Annotated in this window: 13 protein-coding genes, 1 tRNA gene and 1 pseudogene; 6 read left to right on the forward strand and 9 right to left on the reverse strand. The window is 67.2% G+C overall.

Features of this window, described 5'->3' with window-relative positions:
- Positions 1 to 5 precede the first annotated feature (5 nt).
- Together AB0I38_RS08145 and AB0I38_RS08150 are read right to left on the reverse strand one after the other, a co-directional pair.
- Complete coding sequence (locus AB0I38_RS08145) at positions 6 to 554, reverse strand: TetR/AcrR family transcriptional regulator (protein ID WP_358463853.1); 549 nt, start codon at positions 552 to 554, stop codon at positions 6 to 8.
- 4 nt (positions 555 to 558) lie between these two features.
- Positions 559 to 1,176: a LysE family translocator gene (locus AB0I38_RS08150; protein WP_358463856.1), complete on the reverse strand. Its 618-nt coding sequence runs from the start codon at positions 1,174 to 1,176 to the stop codon at positions 559 to 561.
- 103 nt (positions 1,177 to 1,279) lie between these two features.
- On the opposite strand from AB0I38_RS08150, the gene AB0I38_RS08155 reads away from it, so the two are divergent.
- Positions 1,280 to 4,015: an ATP-binding protein gene (locus AB0I38_RS08155; RefSeq protein WP_358463859.1), complete on the forward strand. Its 2,736-nt coding sequence runs from the start codon at positions 1,280 to 1,282 to the stop codon at positions 4,013 to 4,015.
- Between the two features lie 6 nt (positions 4,016 to 4,021).
- Here AB0I38_RS08155 and AB0I38_RS08160 read toward each other — a convergent pair whose 3' ends face one another.
- Entirely contained in the window at positions 4,022 to 4,408 is a 387-nt protein-coding gene (locus AB0I38_RS08160; protein ID WP_358463861.1) for a response regulator transcription factor, read from the reverse strand.
- A 114-nt stretch (positions 4,409 to 4,522) separates the two neighbouring features.
- On the opposite strand from AB0I38_RS08160, the gene AB0I38_RS08165 reads away from it, so the two are divergent.
- The 3 genes from AB0I38_RS08165 (at position 4,523) to AB0I38_RS08175 (ending at position 7,611) form a co-directional block, all read left to right on the forward strand.
- Positions 4,523 to 4,594: transfer RNA gene (locus AB0I38_RS08165), tRNA-Arg, on the forward strand.
- Between the two features lie 857 nt (positions 4,595 to 5,451).
- Complete coding sequence (locus AB0I38_RS08170; RefSeq protein WP_358463864.1) at positions 5,452 to 6,549, forward strand: hypothetical protein; 1,098 nt, start codon at positions 5,452 to 5,454, stop codon at positions 6,547 to 6,549.
- Positions 6,550 to 6,897: 348 nt separating this feature from the next.
- Positions 6,898 to 7,611 carry an endonuclease VII domain-containing protein gene (locus AB0I38_RS08175; protein WP_358463867.1) on the forward strand — a complete coding sequence of 238 codons (714 nt, stop codon included), beginning with the start codon at positions 6,898 to 6,900 and terminating at the stop codon, positions 7,609 to 7,611.
- A 266-nt stretch (positions 7,612 to 7,877) separates the two neighbouring features.
- Here AB0I38_RS08175 and AB0I38_RS08180 read toward each other — a convergent pair whose 3' ends face one another.
- From AB0I38_RS08180 to AB0I38_RS08195, 4 genes and pseudogenes are all read right to left on the reverse strand, one after another.
- Positions 7,878 to 9,242, reverse strand: a complete 1,365-nt coding sequence (locus tag AB0I38_RS08180) for a tyrosine-type recombinase/integrase (protein ID WP_358463870.1) — start codon at positions 9,240 to 9,242, stop codon at positions 7,878 to 7,880.
- Positions 9,243 to 9,253: 11 nt separating this feature from the next.
- Entirely contained in the window at positions 9,254 to 9,448 is a 195-nt protein-coding gene (locus AB0I38_RS08185; protein ID WP_358463873.1) for a helix-turn-helix transcriptional regulator, read from the reverse strand.
- Between the two features lie 175 nt (positions 9,449 to 9,623).
- A complete protein-coding gene (locus AB0I38_RS08190; protein ID WP_358463876.1) occupies positions 9,624 to 10,802 on the reverse strand; it encodes a DUF3631 domain-containing protein in 1,179 nt (392 codons plus the stop codon).
- 23 nt (positions 10,803 to 10,825) lie between these two features.
- A pseudogene (locus AB0I38_RS08195) lies at positions 10,826 to 11,635 on the reverse strand (bifunctional DNA primase/polymerase); the annotation flags it as partial.
- 269 nt (positions 11,636 to 11,904) lie between these two features.
- Here AB0I38_RS08195 and AB0I38_RS08200 point away from each other — a divergent pair.
- Together AB0I38_RS08200 and AB0I38_RS08205 are read left to right on the forward strand one after the other, a co-directional pair.
- A complete protein-coding gene (locus AB0I38_RS08200) occupies positions 11,905 to 12,273 on the forward strand; it encodes a type II toxin-antitoxin system RelE/ParE family toxin (protein ID WP_358463879.1) in 369 nt (122 codons plus the stop codon).
- Positions 12,273 to 12,596: a helix-turn-helix domain-containing protein gene (locus AB0I38_RS08205; protein ID WP_358463882.1), complete on the forward strand. Its 324-nt coding sequence runs from the start codon at positions 12,273 to 12,275 to the stop codon at positions 12,594 to 12,596. The genes AB0I38_RS08200 and AB0I38_RS08205 overlap by 1 nt, the downstream gene beginning before the upstream one ends.
- 419 nt (positions 12,597 to 13,015) lie before the next feature.
- Here the strand turns inward: AB0I38_RS08205 and AB0I38_RS08210 are convergent, their stop codons facing one another.
- Both AB0I38_RS08210 and AB0I38_RS08215 read right to left on the reverse strand, forming a co-directional pair.
- Complete coding sequence (locus AB0I38_RS08210) at positions 13,016 to 15,121, reverse strand: bifunctional polysaccharide deacetylase/glycosyltransferase family 2 protein (protein ID WP_358463885.1); 2,106 nt, start codon at positions 15,119 to 15,121, stop codon at positions 13,016 to 13,018.
- 77 nt (positions 15,122 to 15,198) lie between these two features.
- Positions 15,199 to 15,699: a hypothetical protein gene (locus AB0I38_RS08215; protein WP_358463888.1), complete on the reverse strand. Its 501-nt coding sequence runs from the start codon at positions 15,697 to 15,699 to the stop codon at positions 15,199 to 15,201.
- Positions 15,700 to 17,081: the final 1,382 nt, after the last annotated feature.

Raw genomic sequence — 17,081 nt, forward strand, 5'->3', positions numbered from 1 at the left:
CCGGGTCAGCCGGCCCCCACGCCGTCCAGGACCGCCGACACCGCCTCGGCCGCGAACCCGTCGGGGACCGGCAGTCCCCGGAACACCGCCCTGACCCACACCACCCCGGCCAGCAGGTCGACGACCAGCATCGGGTCCACCGACTCGGCCAGCTCGCCGCGCCGCACGGCTCGCTCGAAGATCTGACGCTCGCGTACGAACCGGTCGATGAAGAAGCGTCGCCCGTCGAGCTCGGGATGGCGGACGGCGGCGCCGAGCGCGGCCACCGCGATGTCACTGGCGGGAGGCTCGGTGAGCAGCCGCCGGACGCCCTCGACCAGCGCGACCAGGTCGCCCCGCAGGCTGCCCGTGTCAGGCGGCTCGAACCCCAGCACGTCGGCCTCCACCAGCGCCGCCCCGAGCAGCGCCGCCTTCGACGGCCACCAGCGGTAGATCGTCGTCTTGTTGACGCCGGACCGCTCGGCCACACCCTCCACGGTCAGCCCGTCATAGCCCTTCTCCGCGACGAGCCACAGCGTCGCGTCGAAGATCTCCTGCTGCTTCCTCGGCGCCATGTGGTCATTTTCTCCCGGTGAACGCGGCGAGGACGCCCATCCCCAGGTAGGCCACGCCGCTGAAGTAGCGCAGCGCCTTCGCCCCGCCCGCCAGCCGGCTGCCCAGGGTGCCGGCCGTGAGCGCGTACGCGATGTCGGACAGCAGGCCGAGCAGCAGCAGCGTGACCCCGAGCAGCACGATCTGCAGCGCGGCCGACCCGGCGGCCGGGTCCACGAACTGCGGCAGGAACGCCAGGAAGAACAGCATGACCTTGGGATTGAGCACGTTCACCACCACGCCCTCCAGGAAGACCGCGCGCAGCGGCTGCGGCTTCAGCGTCTCGGCCCGGACCGGCTGCTTGGTGGTGAAGGCGCGGATCCCCAGGTAGACGAGGTAGCCGACGCCCGCCCACTTGACGATCGCGAACAGCGTCGCCGATGTCGTGATCAGGTAGGACAGCCCCCCGGCGGCGGCCGCGATGTGCACCAGCGTGCCCGCCTCCACCCCGAACGCACTCGCCAGCGCCGCCGGCCTGCCCTGCGTGAGACCCCGGGCGGCGATGTAGAGATGGTTGGGGCCAGGGATCAGCACCAGCGCCAGCGAGGCGGCCATGAACGGCACGAACGTCGACCAGGAGATCATGAATCCTCAGCGTAGAACGGCTTTGGTCCGGTCATCAGAGCCAATCCACGCCTTTGTTCGTGGACCAATGGGAATGTCGGTGGAACATGGGATAGTTGCGGGCGTGGATGGTCTTCTCGTCGGGCGTGGCGCCGAGCTGGAGAGACTCGTGCGGGTGCTCGAGTCCGCCGTCGCGGGCACGGCGGGAGTCGCCCTGGTCGGCGGCGACGCCGGCATCGGCAAGACCAGACTGGTGACCGAGCTGGCCGGCCGGGCCCGCGAGCGCGGCTTCCACGTGCTGGCCGGCCAGTGCGCCGAGCTCGGCGACACCCTGCCCTACCTCCCGCTGGCCGACGCGCTGCGCGGCGCCGAGCCCGCGGTGCGCGAGGCGGTCGCCGCCCACCCCATGCTCGGTCAGCTGCTGCCCGGTGTGGAGACCGTCCCCTCGTCGGGGCTCACCCAGCAGCGGCTGTTCGGCTCGCTGCTCGGGCTGCTGGCCGACCTGCAGCCGGTGCTGTTCGTCATCGAAGACCTCCACTGGGCCGACCGGTCCAGCCGTGACCTGCTGGTCTTCCTCAGCCGGATGGTCCAGACCGAGCAGGTGTGCGTGGTCGGCACCTACCGCACCGACGACATCCACCGCCGCCACCCGCTGCGGCCCGTGCTGGCCGAGCTCAAGCGCCTGCCCACGGTGACCTCGATCGACCTCGGCCCGCTCGACACCGGCGAGATGTCCGACTACGTGGCGACCATGGGCGAGATCGAGGCCGGGGAGCTGGGTGAGATCGTCGCCCGCGCCGACGGCAACCCCTTCTACGCCGAAGAGCTCTACGCCGCCCTCGCCGAGGGCGACAGCCTGCCCGACGGCCTCGCCAGCCTGCTGATGTCGCGTGTAGAAGTGCTGTCCGAACCCGGGCAGCGGGTGCTCCGGGCCGCCGCCGTGGCCGGCCGGCGCGTCGAGGACGACCTGCTGCGCGAGGTCTCCGGCCTGCCGCTCGACGCCTTCGAGGAGGCCGTCCGCGAGATCGTCTCCCGCGGCCTGCTCCGCGTCACCGGCTACGGCTACACCTTCCGCCACGCCCTGCTGCAGGAGGCCGTCTATACCGACCTGCTGCCAGGCGAACGCACCCGGCTGCACGCCGCCTTCGCCCGGCTGCTCACCTCACCCGCCGAGCTGGCCCACCACCACCTGGCCGGCCACGACCTGGCCGGCGCCCTCGCCGCCTCGGTCCAAGCCGGCCGGCTGGCCGAGCGGCTCGGCGCGCCGGCGGAGGCGCACAGCCACTACGACCAGGCGCTCGGCCTGTGGGAGCGCGTGGACGACGCCGCCTCGCTGGCCGGTGAGAGCCGCGTCCGGCTGGCCTTCCGCAGCGCCGTCATGGCCGCCGACAGCGGCGACAAGCACCGGGCCGTCACCCAGCTCCGCGCCCTGCCCCAGACCAGTGAGGTCAGCGAGCGCCTCGCCTACTACCTGATCGAGCTGGACGACCAGGAAAGGGCCATCGAAGTCGCCGAGCGAGCCGTCGCCACCGCCACCGGCCAGGCTGACCTGGCCCGCGCCCTGGCCACCCACGCCCGCACCCTCAACTGGAGCCCCCGCCACACCGAAGGCGAGCAACTCGCCCACCGCGCCCTCGACACCGCCCGCGCCGCCGGAGCCCGCGACGCCGAGGTTGGCGCACTGCTCACGCTGACCATCCACGCCGAAGCCCGAGGCGACCTAGCCCGGGCCCACGACCTCCTCAGCGTCGCGCTCACCGAGAGCACCGGAGATCTCGCGCTGGACCTGCGAGCCCGGTTCCACCACGCCCGGATTCACTTCGAGGAGGGGGCGCTCCACCATGCGGCGGCTGCCGCCGACGAGGGCGTCCAACTGGCCTTCGAGAGCGGGCTCAAGTGGAGCACCTACGGCACCGACCTGCGCTTCCTTCGCTTCCTGATCTACTACGTGTCCGGCGACTGGGATCAGGCGGAGGCCGTGGCCGCGTCCTTCGGCGCCCGCGTGGGCACCTCTCCCGAGGCCGTGCTCTCGTCCTTCGCGCTGTTCCTGGAGGTGGGCCGAGGGCTGCCGGCCGTCGAGAGCCGCCTCGAATGGCTGCGCCCGTTCTGGTCCGACACACTCGCCTCCTACATCTCGCGCGGGCTGGCCGCCGAGCACGCCCTCTGGAAGGGCGACCCGGCCGCCGCCCTCGACCACGTACGCGCCACGCTCGACGAATTGGTCCCTGGCGAGCCCGGCACTCTGCGCATCGCCGCCATCGGGCTGTGGGCACTCGCGGACCTCGGGATCACGGAGGGAGCCGACGACCTGGCCGAACGGGCCCGGTTCGCCGTCACCCACGGCACGGCAGGGCAGGGCAGCCGTCTGGGCCCCGAAGGCCAGGCCTGGGCCCTGCGGGCCGAAGCCGAGTGGCACCGGGTCCACGGGCGGCTCGACCCCGACCTGTGGCGTGGAGTGGTGACGGCCTTCGACTTCGGCTTCGTCTACGAGACGGCCCGAGCCCGCTGGCGGCTCGCCGAAGCCCTGCTGGCGGCCGGTGATCGCGACGGCGCCCAGGCGGAGTGGGAGCTGGCCAGAGAGACGGCCGGCAAACTACGCGCCGTGCCGCTGGAAAACGCCCTGGCGGAGTTCGGCAGGAGAGCCCGCTTCGCTGGCGGGCAAGCGGACGGGGGCCTGACGGCCCGGGAGATCGAGGTGCTGCGCCTCGTGGCCGAGGGGCTGACCAACCGGGAGATCGCGCAACGCCTGTTCATCGCCCAGAAGACGGTCAGCGTGCACGTGTCCAACATCCTCGGCAAACTCGACGCCTCCACCCGCACCCAGGCCGCCGCCGCGGCCCGTCAGCGCGGGCTGCTCTAACGTCGTTCAGCTAGGGGGGTCGGCTGCCAGGTCTCGTACGACCTGGATGAGCTCCGCCGGATCGAACGGCTTGGTCAGGTAGGCGTCCACGCCGATGCCCCTGCCGCGCCTCTTGTCGTCATCCTGAGCCCGGGCCGTGATCAGCACCACCTTGATGTGACTGGTGGCCTCGCCCATGCGCAAGCGCTGGGCCGTCACCCACCCATCCAGGCACGGCATCATCACGTCCAAAGTGATCACATCGGGCATGACGTCGAGCACCCGCTCGAGGCAGTCCTGCCCATCGGTGGCGGTCGCGACCTCGAACCCTTCCAGGCTCAGATTGACCGCGATCAGCTGACGGATGACCTCGTCATCGTCAACTACCAGTACTTTGCCAAGAACCTCACTCACGGCGGCAAAGCTACCCGTAGTGGCGCGGTCACGTGCGGTTTTCCAGGATGTGTGATCGGAGGTTTATCGCGTGACGAGTGGTGGCCTGATGCTGGTAGCCTTGTCACACGTTGAGCCCCCTTAGCTCAGGGGATAGAGCACCGGCCTCCGGAGCCGGGTGCGTAGGTTCGAATCCTACAGGGGGCACTCGATCTTGACCGGCGGTTTCGGCCGCTGACCAGGGCGAACATCGTACGGACGGGCGGGCCTGCAGTCTCACGGAGTCCCGCCCGTTCTCGTTGTAGCTCGCAGGTTGTGGACCAGTTGTGGACCATGATCGAGTTCCCCGAAGCCACGATCGACAAGAAGGCTACGTGTCGCCTGTGCTTCTTCGGATGTGATCAGCAGACCCATCTCGCAGGCTGTTAATCACTCGTCGGCGTCCACAAGCCATGCGAGATCGCTTGTTATGCGCTGGAGGGCGATGAACTCGCGGCAGCCGACATGACTCCCGCCCAGCCGTGGAATGTTGCTCGACCAAGGTCTTTGAGCCGGTTGTGAACGGTCGCCCTAGCGGGCGCATAGTGAGGCACCCTGCTCTGCAGCGGCCTACAACTACTCAGAACACCAGCGCGCGACGGCCACAGGTAGCACCGACACGGCGCCATGGCCGACGCTTCGACGGGGTTCGTAGGGCTGGGTAGTGATGCACTCCAGCCAGAGTAAGGACCCTCGCTGACCAGCGACCCTCTCGCGCTCCCTATCAAGCCAGCACCCGCCCAATTCCCAGTCGACTGGATCAAACCTCGCACTGCAGTATCAAGGGCCACACCGTTTTCAGCGTCAGGGCTCCGACTAGCCGTCACTTGGCCGCGCTGCGACTCTCTGGCCGGCACCGCTCACGCGCTCAACTACCCCGCGCGGCATATGCCCAGGCATGCCCAGCAGCCCAGCTACCGCTCTGCGGTGGGGTCGACAGCAGACAGCGTGATCGGGCATGTTGAGATCAGTTCCTTGCGGACCTACCATCTCCCTGCCGAAACGTCCGCATACCACCTAGCTGGATGGCTTTCATGGAGATACTTAGTTCCCTACTTCCTGGCGTTCGTGCACTTCGCGCTCCTCTCTTTGCTGGTGTGCTCTGGCTTGGAGTCGCCGTGATTATATTGGCGCCATATAGAGATGGATTATTAACTACTTCAGAAACCGGACTTGCGATCAAAGAATTGGCTTCTGGATGGACTGGCGGGTTTGCTATTCCGGCAGCCCTTTTCCTTTCATACCTGCTGGGCAATGTAGCAACGGGGATATTAAGCCCTCTGGTCAAATTGGTTGGAAATGGAATCAATAAGGCACTGGCTTGGGTTGCCTCTAAGGAGAATCGATTTACCGCGAGGACGGATGGCGCCTTCCAGCAGAAAGCCAGGCGGCCATATCGCCTGTTCAGAATAATCAGAAAAGTCGAATTTTCAGCCCGGCCGATGAGTGTTTCGGCTCGTTCGCTTGCAATCGACGCCATTGCGGCTTCGCTCCACAAGGCTGGCGTGCCCGGAATGGCGATCTATATCTTTCCGATTGAAGCTGGAATCAGAGATTTGAGACACTCCGCCGCACAGCTGTCTCAATCTGCGTCTCCTCAATATCAAGAGTTTGATCGCATCCAAGCCGAATCGGAACTGAGACTAGCGATAGCCCCACCAATCGTGGCTCTCGGCATAGTTTTCCCACTTAACGGATCAAGCTGGTTCGTTTGTGCGACGCTGCTCATTGCGGCGGTGCTATTGATTCAGGCATTGATTCATCACAGGAGAACTGTGGAGATCCTCGCAACTTCTGCCTATCTCGGATTTACTGTAATTCCGTTGGTGCAATCTGTGGCGGATCGCTTGTCGCAACTAGAGGAACCTCCCCGGTCTGACGGGGGGTGGATGGGAGCAATCGTTGTAGCTCTACATCAAGGCAATCATCTTGATGAAGAGGAGGAGTCTCTGCGGGAGCTTGCCGAGTTTAATGAGATCGACCGTGCTGATGCGCGAAGCTATCTTGAGCAGCATGATTTGGAGGCGGCAGAGTCCTTCGATCGCCTAATGGAAAAGCGCGTCCCGCCACCATGGGAGCGAGAGCAAACAGAATCGCCGACAGAGGTTCCTCTTAGCGATTAACGTTGGATCGGCCATAGCAATCATGGGAGTGATTCGCTCATGGAGCGGACAAATTACATACCTGCTGGAGAAGATAAGAACTGCTCGGCTTGCGGAAAAGCATACAAGCCTCTTCGTAGAGGAATGTGTCAGCCGTGCTATCGGAGAGACGCTCGCTATGGTGCGCCTGAATATAGGCAGCTTGACCTTGATGACATAACCTACGACTTTGTGGTGCAGAACTGCACCCGAAGCGGGGAGTGTCTTATCTGGACTGGTGCCTTGGGGAAGGAAGGCTTTCCGCAGACCGCGGATCGGAAGTTGTGGCGGGAGGATGGAAAGCAGCGCCAGATCCGTATACATCGTTGGATGTACGAGAGCCAAGGGGGGGAGCTGCGTAAGGGACAGCAGGTGAGGCAGACCTGCGGCAACAAGCTATGCGTTTTTCCGGGGCATCTTGAGGTGTCAACACCTCGCCCAGGGCGGACGCCCCTCGGGGAGGCTGGAAAATACAAAGGGCGTAAAAAGCGTGATGACGATGGTGAACGTTGCGCAAACGGCCACGAGTGGACAGAGGATACGCTCTACGTCGATCGTAGAAATCGTCGGGTTTGCAGGGCATGCCAGGCTGCTTCCCATGTGCGCAGCAAAGGCGGTGACGCTAGTACCCACGAATGGAATCGTCGTAAATCCTGGGAGGGAACCTCTCAATGCGCAAATGGCCATCTATTTGAAGAGCATGGCTGGTATTTCAATGGCGAAGCCCGAGTCTGCCGAAAATGCTTTGCGGAGAAGGAGCGAGCGAGATGGCTCCGCGTTAACTATAGGCTCACGCTTGAGGACTTTGAAAAAATGCTCACGGACCAGAACTTCACATGCTCTATCTGCTATGTAGTTTTCGATCCGAGTAAGAGTGGCCTCGTGCCCTGTGTTGATCACGACCACGCTAATGGTCGAGTCAGAGGCATTCTTTGCCGGTCATGCAACCTTGGCCTGGGGCACTTCAAAGACAATATCGGGCGCCTGGATGCTGCGATTCTCTATTTAGAGGTCCATCAAGTTCCGTCGACTGATCCAGATTGATGCTTTCGCTATTGCCCGATCGGGGTGCTATATATTTTCGCCCTGCTTTACGTGAACTTGTGGCTGAGGTGAAAGCAATGCCCCAAACTAATACATCCGCACCCCTGTCCACACGTGCCCAGACCAGGGTCTCAATCAGCCGAGCAGGTCGCTTGTTTCGCTTGGAAGGCGGAGCGTTACGTAGCAGACCGACTCAACTCTGACCACCAGTGCTGCCCGTGCGGACGAGGCGGACGGATACTCATATTCCTTCGGGTTGAACTTGATCATGTCTGCAGGGCGGCCTCGATTCGGCGGTTAATCTGGTTGTCGCGCCCATCGAGACACTTGGCGTACCGCTTGAGAAGAACTTCCACGCTATTGCCAGCGCGCTCGGCTACCACCGTCGCGTCAACGCCTGCATTGAGCCACGTGGACAGGGCGGCGTGGCGCAAGTCGTAGGGCTTGCCAGCAAGGGTTGAAGTGACCTGTTGCGAAGTCAGAGCGAGGCGTCGGGCCTCTTCCCAGGCCCGCGAGTAAGTTGAAGCACCGAGAACGCCACCGCGTTCGTTGCGGAACAGCCGTCCGTCTGGAGCTGTGCCGAACTCTTGGAGGTGCGCTCGCAGGATGCGAACCAACTCGGGCGGAATCGGCACGGGCCGGACCTCGCGATCCTCTCGCTGCTTGAGCCCGCGCTGGTCGTGCACGGTCCCGCTGTCGGTCCATCGCTTGCCGCTGCTTGGGCGGGTGACTTCAAGAGTGAGCATTCCCCACCCCTCCTCTGGCAGAAGGCAGTCGCTTTCGCGGAGCCCGATCGCCTCAGCTGGACGGAGGCCGGCGAAGTACAGCGTGGCGAAGAATGCGACGAGGCGGCGTCCTCGCGCACGATGCCAGCTACCAACGTAAGAGAGGCTCACGAGGAGTTCGCGGGCCTGGACGGGGTTGACCACGCATCGCCGATCAACAGTGTTGTCTCTGGCCACCTTCTTCTGCTTGACGCGCTTGAGTGGGTTCTCGGCCAGCTCGCCGAGGTCGATGGCGTATTCAAGAGCGGTGTTGAGGCCGCGCCGCCGCCGGGCCGTCGTGTCGGCCGCCGCGCGTTTGCCGTCGCGTGTGAGGGTGAGTTCCTCGCAGATATTGCGCGCCACGATGGGGTCGGCGAGGTCACTCACGTTGACGGTGCCCTTCTGGAGGAGGCGAACGGCGTAGCCGAGATGAGGCGGAGCCGCCTCGTCCTCCTGGCGCGGTAGGAGGGCCCACTGCATCGCGGCTCTGATTTCCTTCTTGGAGAGGCTGGCAGCCTCATCGGCCAGGAGGGCGAACGTGGCTACCGTGAGGCTGTCCACGATGGCCTCACGGGTTTTGGCGGCGGCACCCTTCCAGCGCATGCGCACATACTTCCGGCAGAAGTCGTACCAGCTCAGAGCGGCCTTTTCCGTCTTTGTCATGGAGTCGGGCAGGCCAGTGAGCGTGTCGAAGGGTTCACCCCTCTTCGCGGCCTTGAGCAGGTCGGCGCGGAAGTTGTCGGCGAGTGCCTTGGTCAGGAACGCCTTGGACTTCGGCTCGGTCCCGACCTTCCAGCGAAGCTGGTACGGCTTGGCGCGGCCCTTGCGGTTGCGGATGCTCCAGATCACGACGTCGTGAGTCTGCATGTCGCCCCTTCCTAGGCTGCGGTCTGCTCGAAGGTGGTGAGCCAGGCGTCCAGGTCGCAGCGACGGACCTTGCGCTTGCCGTTGGGGAGTTTCAGCGACCTCGGGCCGCGGCCGGTGTGCAGCCAGCGGTAGAAGGTGGATTTCGGGACGTCGATCTCGTCGAGGACATCGGCGATGGTGAGCAGGGTCTTGGGACGCGTTGTCATGGTGGTGGCTGCCTTTCGGGCATCGTGATCGGTGCTGGGTGATGCCTCGGCGGTTGTGCTTGGCGGCTGGTCGCCGAGGGCGCTCGCAGGTGGTTGGCCAGGGGTAAGCCGTCCCAGCCGTCCCAGGGTCATTTCCGCAGGTCAAGCCTGGGACGGCTTGTTTTGGTGGGACGGGTCATGCCGTCCCAGCGATGGGAGCCGTCCCGCTCTGACCTGCGGTGACGAGGCTGGGACGGCTGGGACGGATCTCCCTGTCGATCGGCACCACGTCGGCCTCTGGGATGGGTCCGAGGGCGGGGCAGTAGCGTGCCCATGAGTCGGCGAAGTCGGCGCGCTGGTAGCCCTTGGCCTGCTGGCCGTTGGGGAAGCGGATGTTGGCTGAGCGGATGTCGTATTCGCGCAGCATCGTGCCGAGCTTCATCGCGGTCAGTCCAGCAGGACCGTGATCAGCCCATTCGCTCTCGGGATCGCTTTTGAGACGCTCCAGCAGGAGAGCGGTAGGTAGGGCAGTGTCGGGGCCGAACGCGGTGCGGCAGGCAACGAGCAGGCGCACGCGCGCCGAGGTCTGGCCGTTGTCGTCGGCCTCGGCGGTGAGGGTCAACGTGGCGGCGCGGGCCCGATCAGGCCAGCCTCCCCTAGCGTGGTCGGCAACGATGACGAGGGGTTCCCAGGTGTCGGCGGCGCGGTCTTCTACCGGCATGCTGGGTTCTGCCGCTTCCAAGACGGACAGGTCAGCGCGGAGCCACAGGTTCAAGTCGGCGGCCAGTTCGCGTAGCGCGGGCCGGTCTCGGCGGTGCCGGTAGGGGGCGGCGTTCTCGCTGGGGGCGCGGCGGCGCATGCGGATGACGACGGCGCGGTCTTCGATGGTGTCCGGCATGGCTCCGATGCCGGCGAGTGCGGCCATGGCGAAGGTCGGGATGCTTTCGACGCGGTTGGTGGCGGCGTCGTAGCGCTTGGCAGGGCGGTTGCGCTGGTGTCCGGCGTTGAGCAGGCCGCGGAGGTCTTCGTTGCCGTCGGCCTTGGGGCCGAAGATGGTGTCGGCCTCATCCACGAGCATGGTCGGCGGGTCTTCGGTGATGGAGCGGTAGACGGCGGCGCTGGAGGAGTTGACGGTGATGAACGGCTCGTGGCAGGTGGCCTCCACGACGTCCAGGAGCCGGGACTTGCCGCAGCGCTTTTCCGGGCCTCGAATGACCAGCCGGGGGGCGTGCGCCCATGCGGGCTGGGCGTGAGTGGCGGCGATCCAGAGGGTGACGGCGTCGGCGGTCTCGGGGCTCGGCAGGATGACGTAGCGGGTGAGCGCGGCGCGTAGTCGGTCGAGCAGGGCGGCGCCGTCGGGTGTGCGGTCGTTCATGGCTGGTGCTCCTTGCGTGGTGTTCATGCGGCCCTGCTACGGCGTGGCTGGGCTTTCATGCCTGCGGACAAGCCGGAGGCGATCACGGCAGCGATCTCGCGTGGCGGGTTCGGGTCGCCTTCGGCGTTGGCGTTCTCGGCGGCGGACTGGAGAGCGGTGATGACCACCTCGGCGGGCAGCATGCCGCGTGCGACGAGTTGGCCGAGGTTGAAGGCGGCGGTGTTGAGCGTGTGGTTGCGGGTGCCGCGTTGGGCGGTGGCCACGCGTTCGATCTCGCCGCGTAGCGCGGCCTCGCCGTACCGGTTCAGGCGGTGGCTGGGCAGGCAGGCCAGCAGATCGGCGGCGCTTAGCGAGGGCGGCGCGGCGGGTGTGAGCGCCTCGGCGAGCCAGGCCGGGAGCGGTGCGGCTGGTAGGTCGCGCGTGATCTCGTAAGGGCCGGTGCCGTCCGGCTGGGCGACGTGGCTCCCAGGGCCGACGACGTAGCCACCGCAGGCGCGGGTGTCGATCAGCCAGCCGAGCCCGCCCTTGTGACCCGCGCTGTTGCGTAGCCGTAGGCCCTCAGGCGGGGTGAAGTAGAGATGTGTGCCACCGCGCCGGGTGCGGACGGTGAGAGTGTCGTCGGGGTACGGCTGGGCGTGCTCGGCGCACAGTAGGCGGAAGACGTGCTCTCCGTTCTTCGGGTGGTGCTGGGCGAGGCCGGCGGGCGGGCGCTCGCCGGGCTTGGGCTGGTCGAGGTCGATCACGACCAGCCGGGACGGGCCGCAAGCGATGCCGATGTTGTACGGCTTAAGCGGTTGGCGAGGCTCGCTGCGGTTTGCGCCCCTGAAGGGACATTTCCACCAAGACTTCTTCCCGTGTTACGCCGGCGACGACCTCTACGGCACGCCCCCGCAGCCCGACTGGCCCCCCGCCGACCGCCGCCGCGTCTACGCGAAACGGCTGCGCGCCGCACTCAACCCCTGGCCCGCAAGCGCGCATGAATGATCACCCCAGGGGGTCCCTTCGCCTCGAGTGATCTTTGCAATGCTTAGAGTCGTACTGCGGGTCGCGGTAGCTCGCCCAGGCTTGCCGTATGCAATCAAATGCATATACCGTTGATTGCATGACGGACCGCTGGCAGATCGAGCTCGAACCCGAGGTGCGGGATTGGCTGGAGCTGCTGCCGTTTCGGTTGTTCCGGCGGGTCGAGGACAAGGCCGACCGTCTGCTGGATGAGCCGACGACACTCGGCGAGCCGTACTCGCGCCACCTGGGCGGCAAGCTACGCGAGCTGCGATTCGAGCTGGACGGAGAGGCCGTGCGCATCCCGTACTGGCTCGCGCCCGGGCGGCGGATCGTTCTGCTGACGGTGTTCCGTAAGACGAAGATGCGTGAAGCCTCGGAAGTAGAGCGTGCCCATCAAGCGCAGAAGGTCTGCGAGGCCGAGCACGGCCATGCTCAGCACACCTACGATCGGCGCAAGGAGAACTGATGAACCACAGCACGTGGAAGACACGGCGAACCCGGCAGCTTGCCGGTGAGTCGGTGGAGTACGACCAGGAGTACGTCGACGCGCGGTTGGCCGGCGATCTCGGGCAAGCGGTCTACAACCGCCGGATCGAGCTTGGCCTGTCCCAGGCCGAGCTGGCCGAGCGGGCCGGGATGACACAGCCTCAGGTCTCCCGGATGGAGGGCGGCGACACCGTGGCCACACTCCCGCTGCTACGGCGCCTGGCGAAGGCCCTGGACGGTGTGTTGAACGTCGCCATCGACGAGGGTGACTCCCGCGTGACTTTCACCCCGCACGCCGCATGAAACCCGAACCCGGTTGTTGGGCTGGGGCGAGAGTTCGCTCCAGTTAGCAGGTGAGAGTGTACGAGCCGCTCCACAAGGTGGCTCGACTGTACAGGGAGACGTACAAATGCGGGCACGCACAGAGCATTTCCGCAGGTCAAAAGTATGAATTCGTCCGGCCTCCGGAGCCGGGTGCGTAGGTTCGAATCCGGCAGGGCGCGCCATGTGATGTCTCAGGACATCGGAAACCCTCGAACCTACGGGTTCGGGGGTTTCGTCTTGTTGGGGTTTGCCTGGGGTTGGTAATCGCGGGTGGGATTGAGGATCAAGTCGCGCCCTGTTCGACCGGGGTACCCTACCCCGATTCCCTTACCAGGTAAGGGAATCCGAACCCCGGATAAAATCTGCGGCCCTCCCCGTTCCGGGCTCTCGCCGCGCCCTCACGGTGCCGCGAAAGTGCCCTGCCGGCGCACCGTGTGCCAGCGCAGCCGCACCCCCAGCAGCGCGGTCGCCACCGACTGGAACACCACCAGATAGATGAGCTGCCGGTAGACCACCTGCTGCAGCGGCAGCGCCCAGAGCGCCGACACCCGCTCCCCGTCCAGGCGCAGCGCGTACCAGCCGGCGGCGGCCTGCACCACAACGAACCCGGCCCACACCGCCACCGCGGGCAGCGGGTCGCCGACGGCCACGTGGTAGACGGCCATCAGGTCGACCACCGGCGCCAGCAGCGGCAGCAGCACGTGGAACAGCGCCAGGTAACCCAGGCAGCGGCGGCCGAACGGCCTCGGCTCGGCCAGGGCGCGGCGGTGCTTCCACATCGCCTGCATCGTGCCGTAGCACCAGCGGTAGCGTTGCCGCCAGAGCTGGTGCAGCGTCGCGGGCGCCTCCGTCCAGGCGATCGCCCGTTCCTCGTACACCATCCGCCAGCCCGCCCGGCACAGCGCCATCGTCAGGTCCGTGTCCTCGGCCAGCGTGTCGGTGCTCACCCCGCCGAGCGCGACCAGCGCGTCGCGCCGGAACGCGCCGATCGCCCCCGGCACAGTCGGCATGCAGTCGAGCAGCTCGAACGCGCGCCGGTCCAGGTTGAAGCCGATCACGTACTCGACGTGCTGCCAGCGGCCGATGAGCCCGCGCCGGTTGCCGACCTTGGTGTTGCCGCTCACCGCGCCCACACGCGGGTCGGCGAGCCGGTGCACCAGATGCCCGATCGTGCCGGGCTCGAACACCGTGTCGCCGTCGACCATGACGAGGATCTCGTGGCGCGCGTGCCGGATGCCGGTGTTGAGCGCGACCGCTTTGCCCCCGTTCGCCTGCCTGATCACCCGTACGCCCGGCAGCCTGGTCGCGGCGACGGCCTCGGCGGTGCGGTCGGTGGAGCCGTCGTCCACCACCAGCACCTCCACCGGTCCGGGGTACGAGGTCGCCACAAGCGAGCGCACGGTCGCCGCGATCCCCGCCTCCTCGTTGTACGCGGGCACGATCACGCTCACCCCCGGCGGACGGTCCCACCGTCCGGCCCGTTCCGGGTCGCGCGAGCGGCGGGCGTGCACCCGGGCCAGCACCACCAGGAGCACCAGCCGTGCCAGCGTCAGGGCCCCGGTGACGAACAGCACCCACCACAGCGCGGCCGTGAACGCGCCGGCCCCGCGCTGCGCCAGGCCGAGCGCGGTGCCGGCGATCCGCGCCGTCTGCTCGGCCGGGCGGTGGGCCGACGGCATGCCGAGCGCGGACGTCAGAGTCTCGGCGCGGTAGCCGGCCCGGTCCAGCTCGTCGAGCAGCCGGCCGACTGCCTCGACCGTCTGGGCGCGGTCGCCGCCGGAGTCGTGCATCATCACCACCGCGCCGCGCCCCCCGGACGGGAGCGCGGCCTTGACGATGTGGGACGCGCCCGGCCTGAGCCAGTCCTGGGTGTCGAGGTCGGTCAGCGCGATCAGGTAGCCTTGGCGGCCGAGCGCCGCGAGGCTGTCCCACTGCTCGACGGTGATGGTGCCCGGGGTCGAGGAATACGGGGGACGGGCCAGCGTCGTGTGCAGGCCCGTGGCTCCGGCCAGCGCCTTCTGCGTGAGGCTCATCTCCAGTTCGGCCCGCCAGGCGGGGATGGTGGCCAGGTCGGGATGGGTGTAGGTGTGGTTGCCGAGTTCGTGGCCCTCGGCGACGATCCGGCGAGTCAGCTCCGGATGGGCGGCGACCCTCGAGCCGACCGCGAAGAACGTCGCCTTGGCCCCGCGCGCCTTCAGCACGTCCAGCAGGCGCGGCGTCCACTCAGGATCGGGCCCGTCGTCGAACGTCAGCGCCACCGTGCGGGCCTTCAGGCGGGCGCTGGACGGCTCGTCGCCGGTCAGGTTGAGCACCGGGCCGCCCCGGTGCAGCGGTTCCAGCCAGGCCGCCGGGTCGCCACCGCTGGGCGCGGGCCCCGTCTCGCCGGCGACGTTCTTGACGAAGCCGTCGAGCACCAGCGCGCACCCCACCAGCGCCATCCCGGTGAGCAGCAACAGCCAGTGACCCGACGGCTCGCCGTCCCGCCGCCGCGCCCGTCTCTTCACCCCATGACCAGCGTCACCTGCCCGCACAGGCTCGGGGGTCGTGCCGGGGCGGGGACGGCGGCGGCGCCGGGCGGAGGTCACGCCGGTGCTCCGGAAGCGACGGCGACCTGGACCGGCGACGGTTGACCGGTGGGTTCGGGCTCGGGGGTCGCGGTCGCCTCGGGCTCGCGAGGCGGCACGATGTCGCGGATCGGGCCGGGCTCCGGCTCCACCGCCGCCTCCGTCTCGCGCCCGGTCGCCGGCGCCGTCTGCGGCGGCTCGGACGTGCGCGACGGCCGCGCGGACGAGGTGGTGGGAGGCGCTGACCGGCTCATCTGGCGCGTACGGGAGGGCGCGGCAGGCGTGCGAGGGCCGGGCTCCCCCCGGGACGCGGACCGGGACGGGGCCGGCGGGGTTCTGGATGGGGCGGAGGACGGCTCGCGCTCGGCCGGTTCGCCGCCGGAAGCGGTGTCGTCGAGGGTCGTGCTCGCGGGCCATCCGGGCCAGCCGTCGTCCGACAGCGGCGTGTCCGCGAGCACCGCGCCCACGAGCATCGCCGTCATCGCGAGGGCGAGCGTGCTGACCACGGCCGCGCCCACCGTGAACCATCTCCTCCGCCGGCCGCTGTGGTCGACGAAGACCGCGCCGTCAGGGGGCGCGGGTTTTTCTCGGGTAGAGGCAAGGGGGGACACATAGCCTGCTTTAGGGAGGAATCGGGCATAAGCGTAGCTGATTCCGCAGGTCCGCTAGCCTTCCGACCTCGTCTCGAACATCTGTTCGTCAAGAGCTGGCAGGAGTTTCGCTCGAGGGTCGTCGTCGCGCCGCCGCCCGGCCGCGCATCCCTGACAGGATGCGGTCATGACGGCACTGCCCATGAGCCCCGACGAGAGCAGTAGCGGCGCTCTTTACCACGTGCTAGTAGAACGCGCGTGCCCACGCGGCTGCGCGCGGGAAAGTGCAGGTCCGTCAGGGCGCAGGGTGGGGATCGGCGATGCGGGCGGCGTGGTAGCGGCGGTGGAGCGGCGGCCTTGTGCGGCGTAGGTGTCAGCGACTGAGGCGGCCTCGTCCGGGTTCAGCACTGGGCGTACGAGAAGGCGCCCGCCGCGGCGCTCAGTGACCTCGGTCAAGCCCGCGCGTTCCAGTTCGAGGAGCTTGTGCCGACCGGTAACGGCGGACGCGCTCAGAAGGTTGCCCAGATAGGCGACGGATGTTTCCATCGGCTGGTCTGCCCGACGGTGGCTGGCCAGCACCAGGGCGGACAAGCGCCATGCGCCCGGGGAGATGTGCCGATCGGAGGCCGACAACAGGTCCAGCGTCCAGGCCGGTACCTCTGCGTATGGCTCACCGGTCTCGCGGGGGAGACGTAGCGCTGCGTGCCGAACCGTCCGCTTAGCCCCGGGTGGGCTGGAGCGGCAGCCAGGGCCCACCAGAGCCGTCGGCGAGCGGACTTGGCGGCGTGCTCCGTCCAAGGTGGTCTCGCTCACACCCAGCGCTTTGGCCACCCGGCATCGCCGTGCGTAGGCGGGAGGGCGACCGCCGCCGAGAGCGCGGGGCATCAACGTCTCGTACTGAGCCCATGCGGCTACTGCCAGGGGGCTGTGCGAGGACGAGCGCAGCAAGGCCGTAGGTGTCTGGACATAACCGCGAGCGGGCCTCCAGTCTCACGAAGTCCCGCCCGTTCGCGTTCTCGCTGGCGTGCGGCAGCGCTGCGCGGGATCGAGCAGTCCCTGACCACTGGGCAGGTCCACGAAACCCACGTGCCGGCGATCGACAACGGCCTTCCACGCTGATTGCTTCGTCGAAGACCCAGCAGGTGCGGCAGCTTGGTGTAGACGGCTGGTCGACAATCAAGCCTGGCCCCGCTGCGGTCGAAGATCATGGAGTCTGATCGCGGAGCGGAACCGCTCGTTCCGCTGTGCCTTCGGCAGTGCCTCATTAAGATCGCGTTCCATGCTTCCGGATGGTTTATGGCGGATTATCA

The organism is Nonomuraea cavernae (assembly GCF_040655715.1).
Classification (GTDB): domain Bacteria; phylum Actinomycetota; class Actinomycetes; order Streptosporangiales; family Streptosporangiaceae; genus Nonomuraea; species Nonomuraea cavernae_A.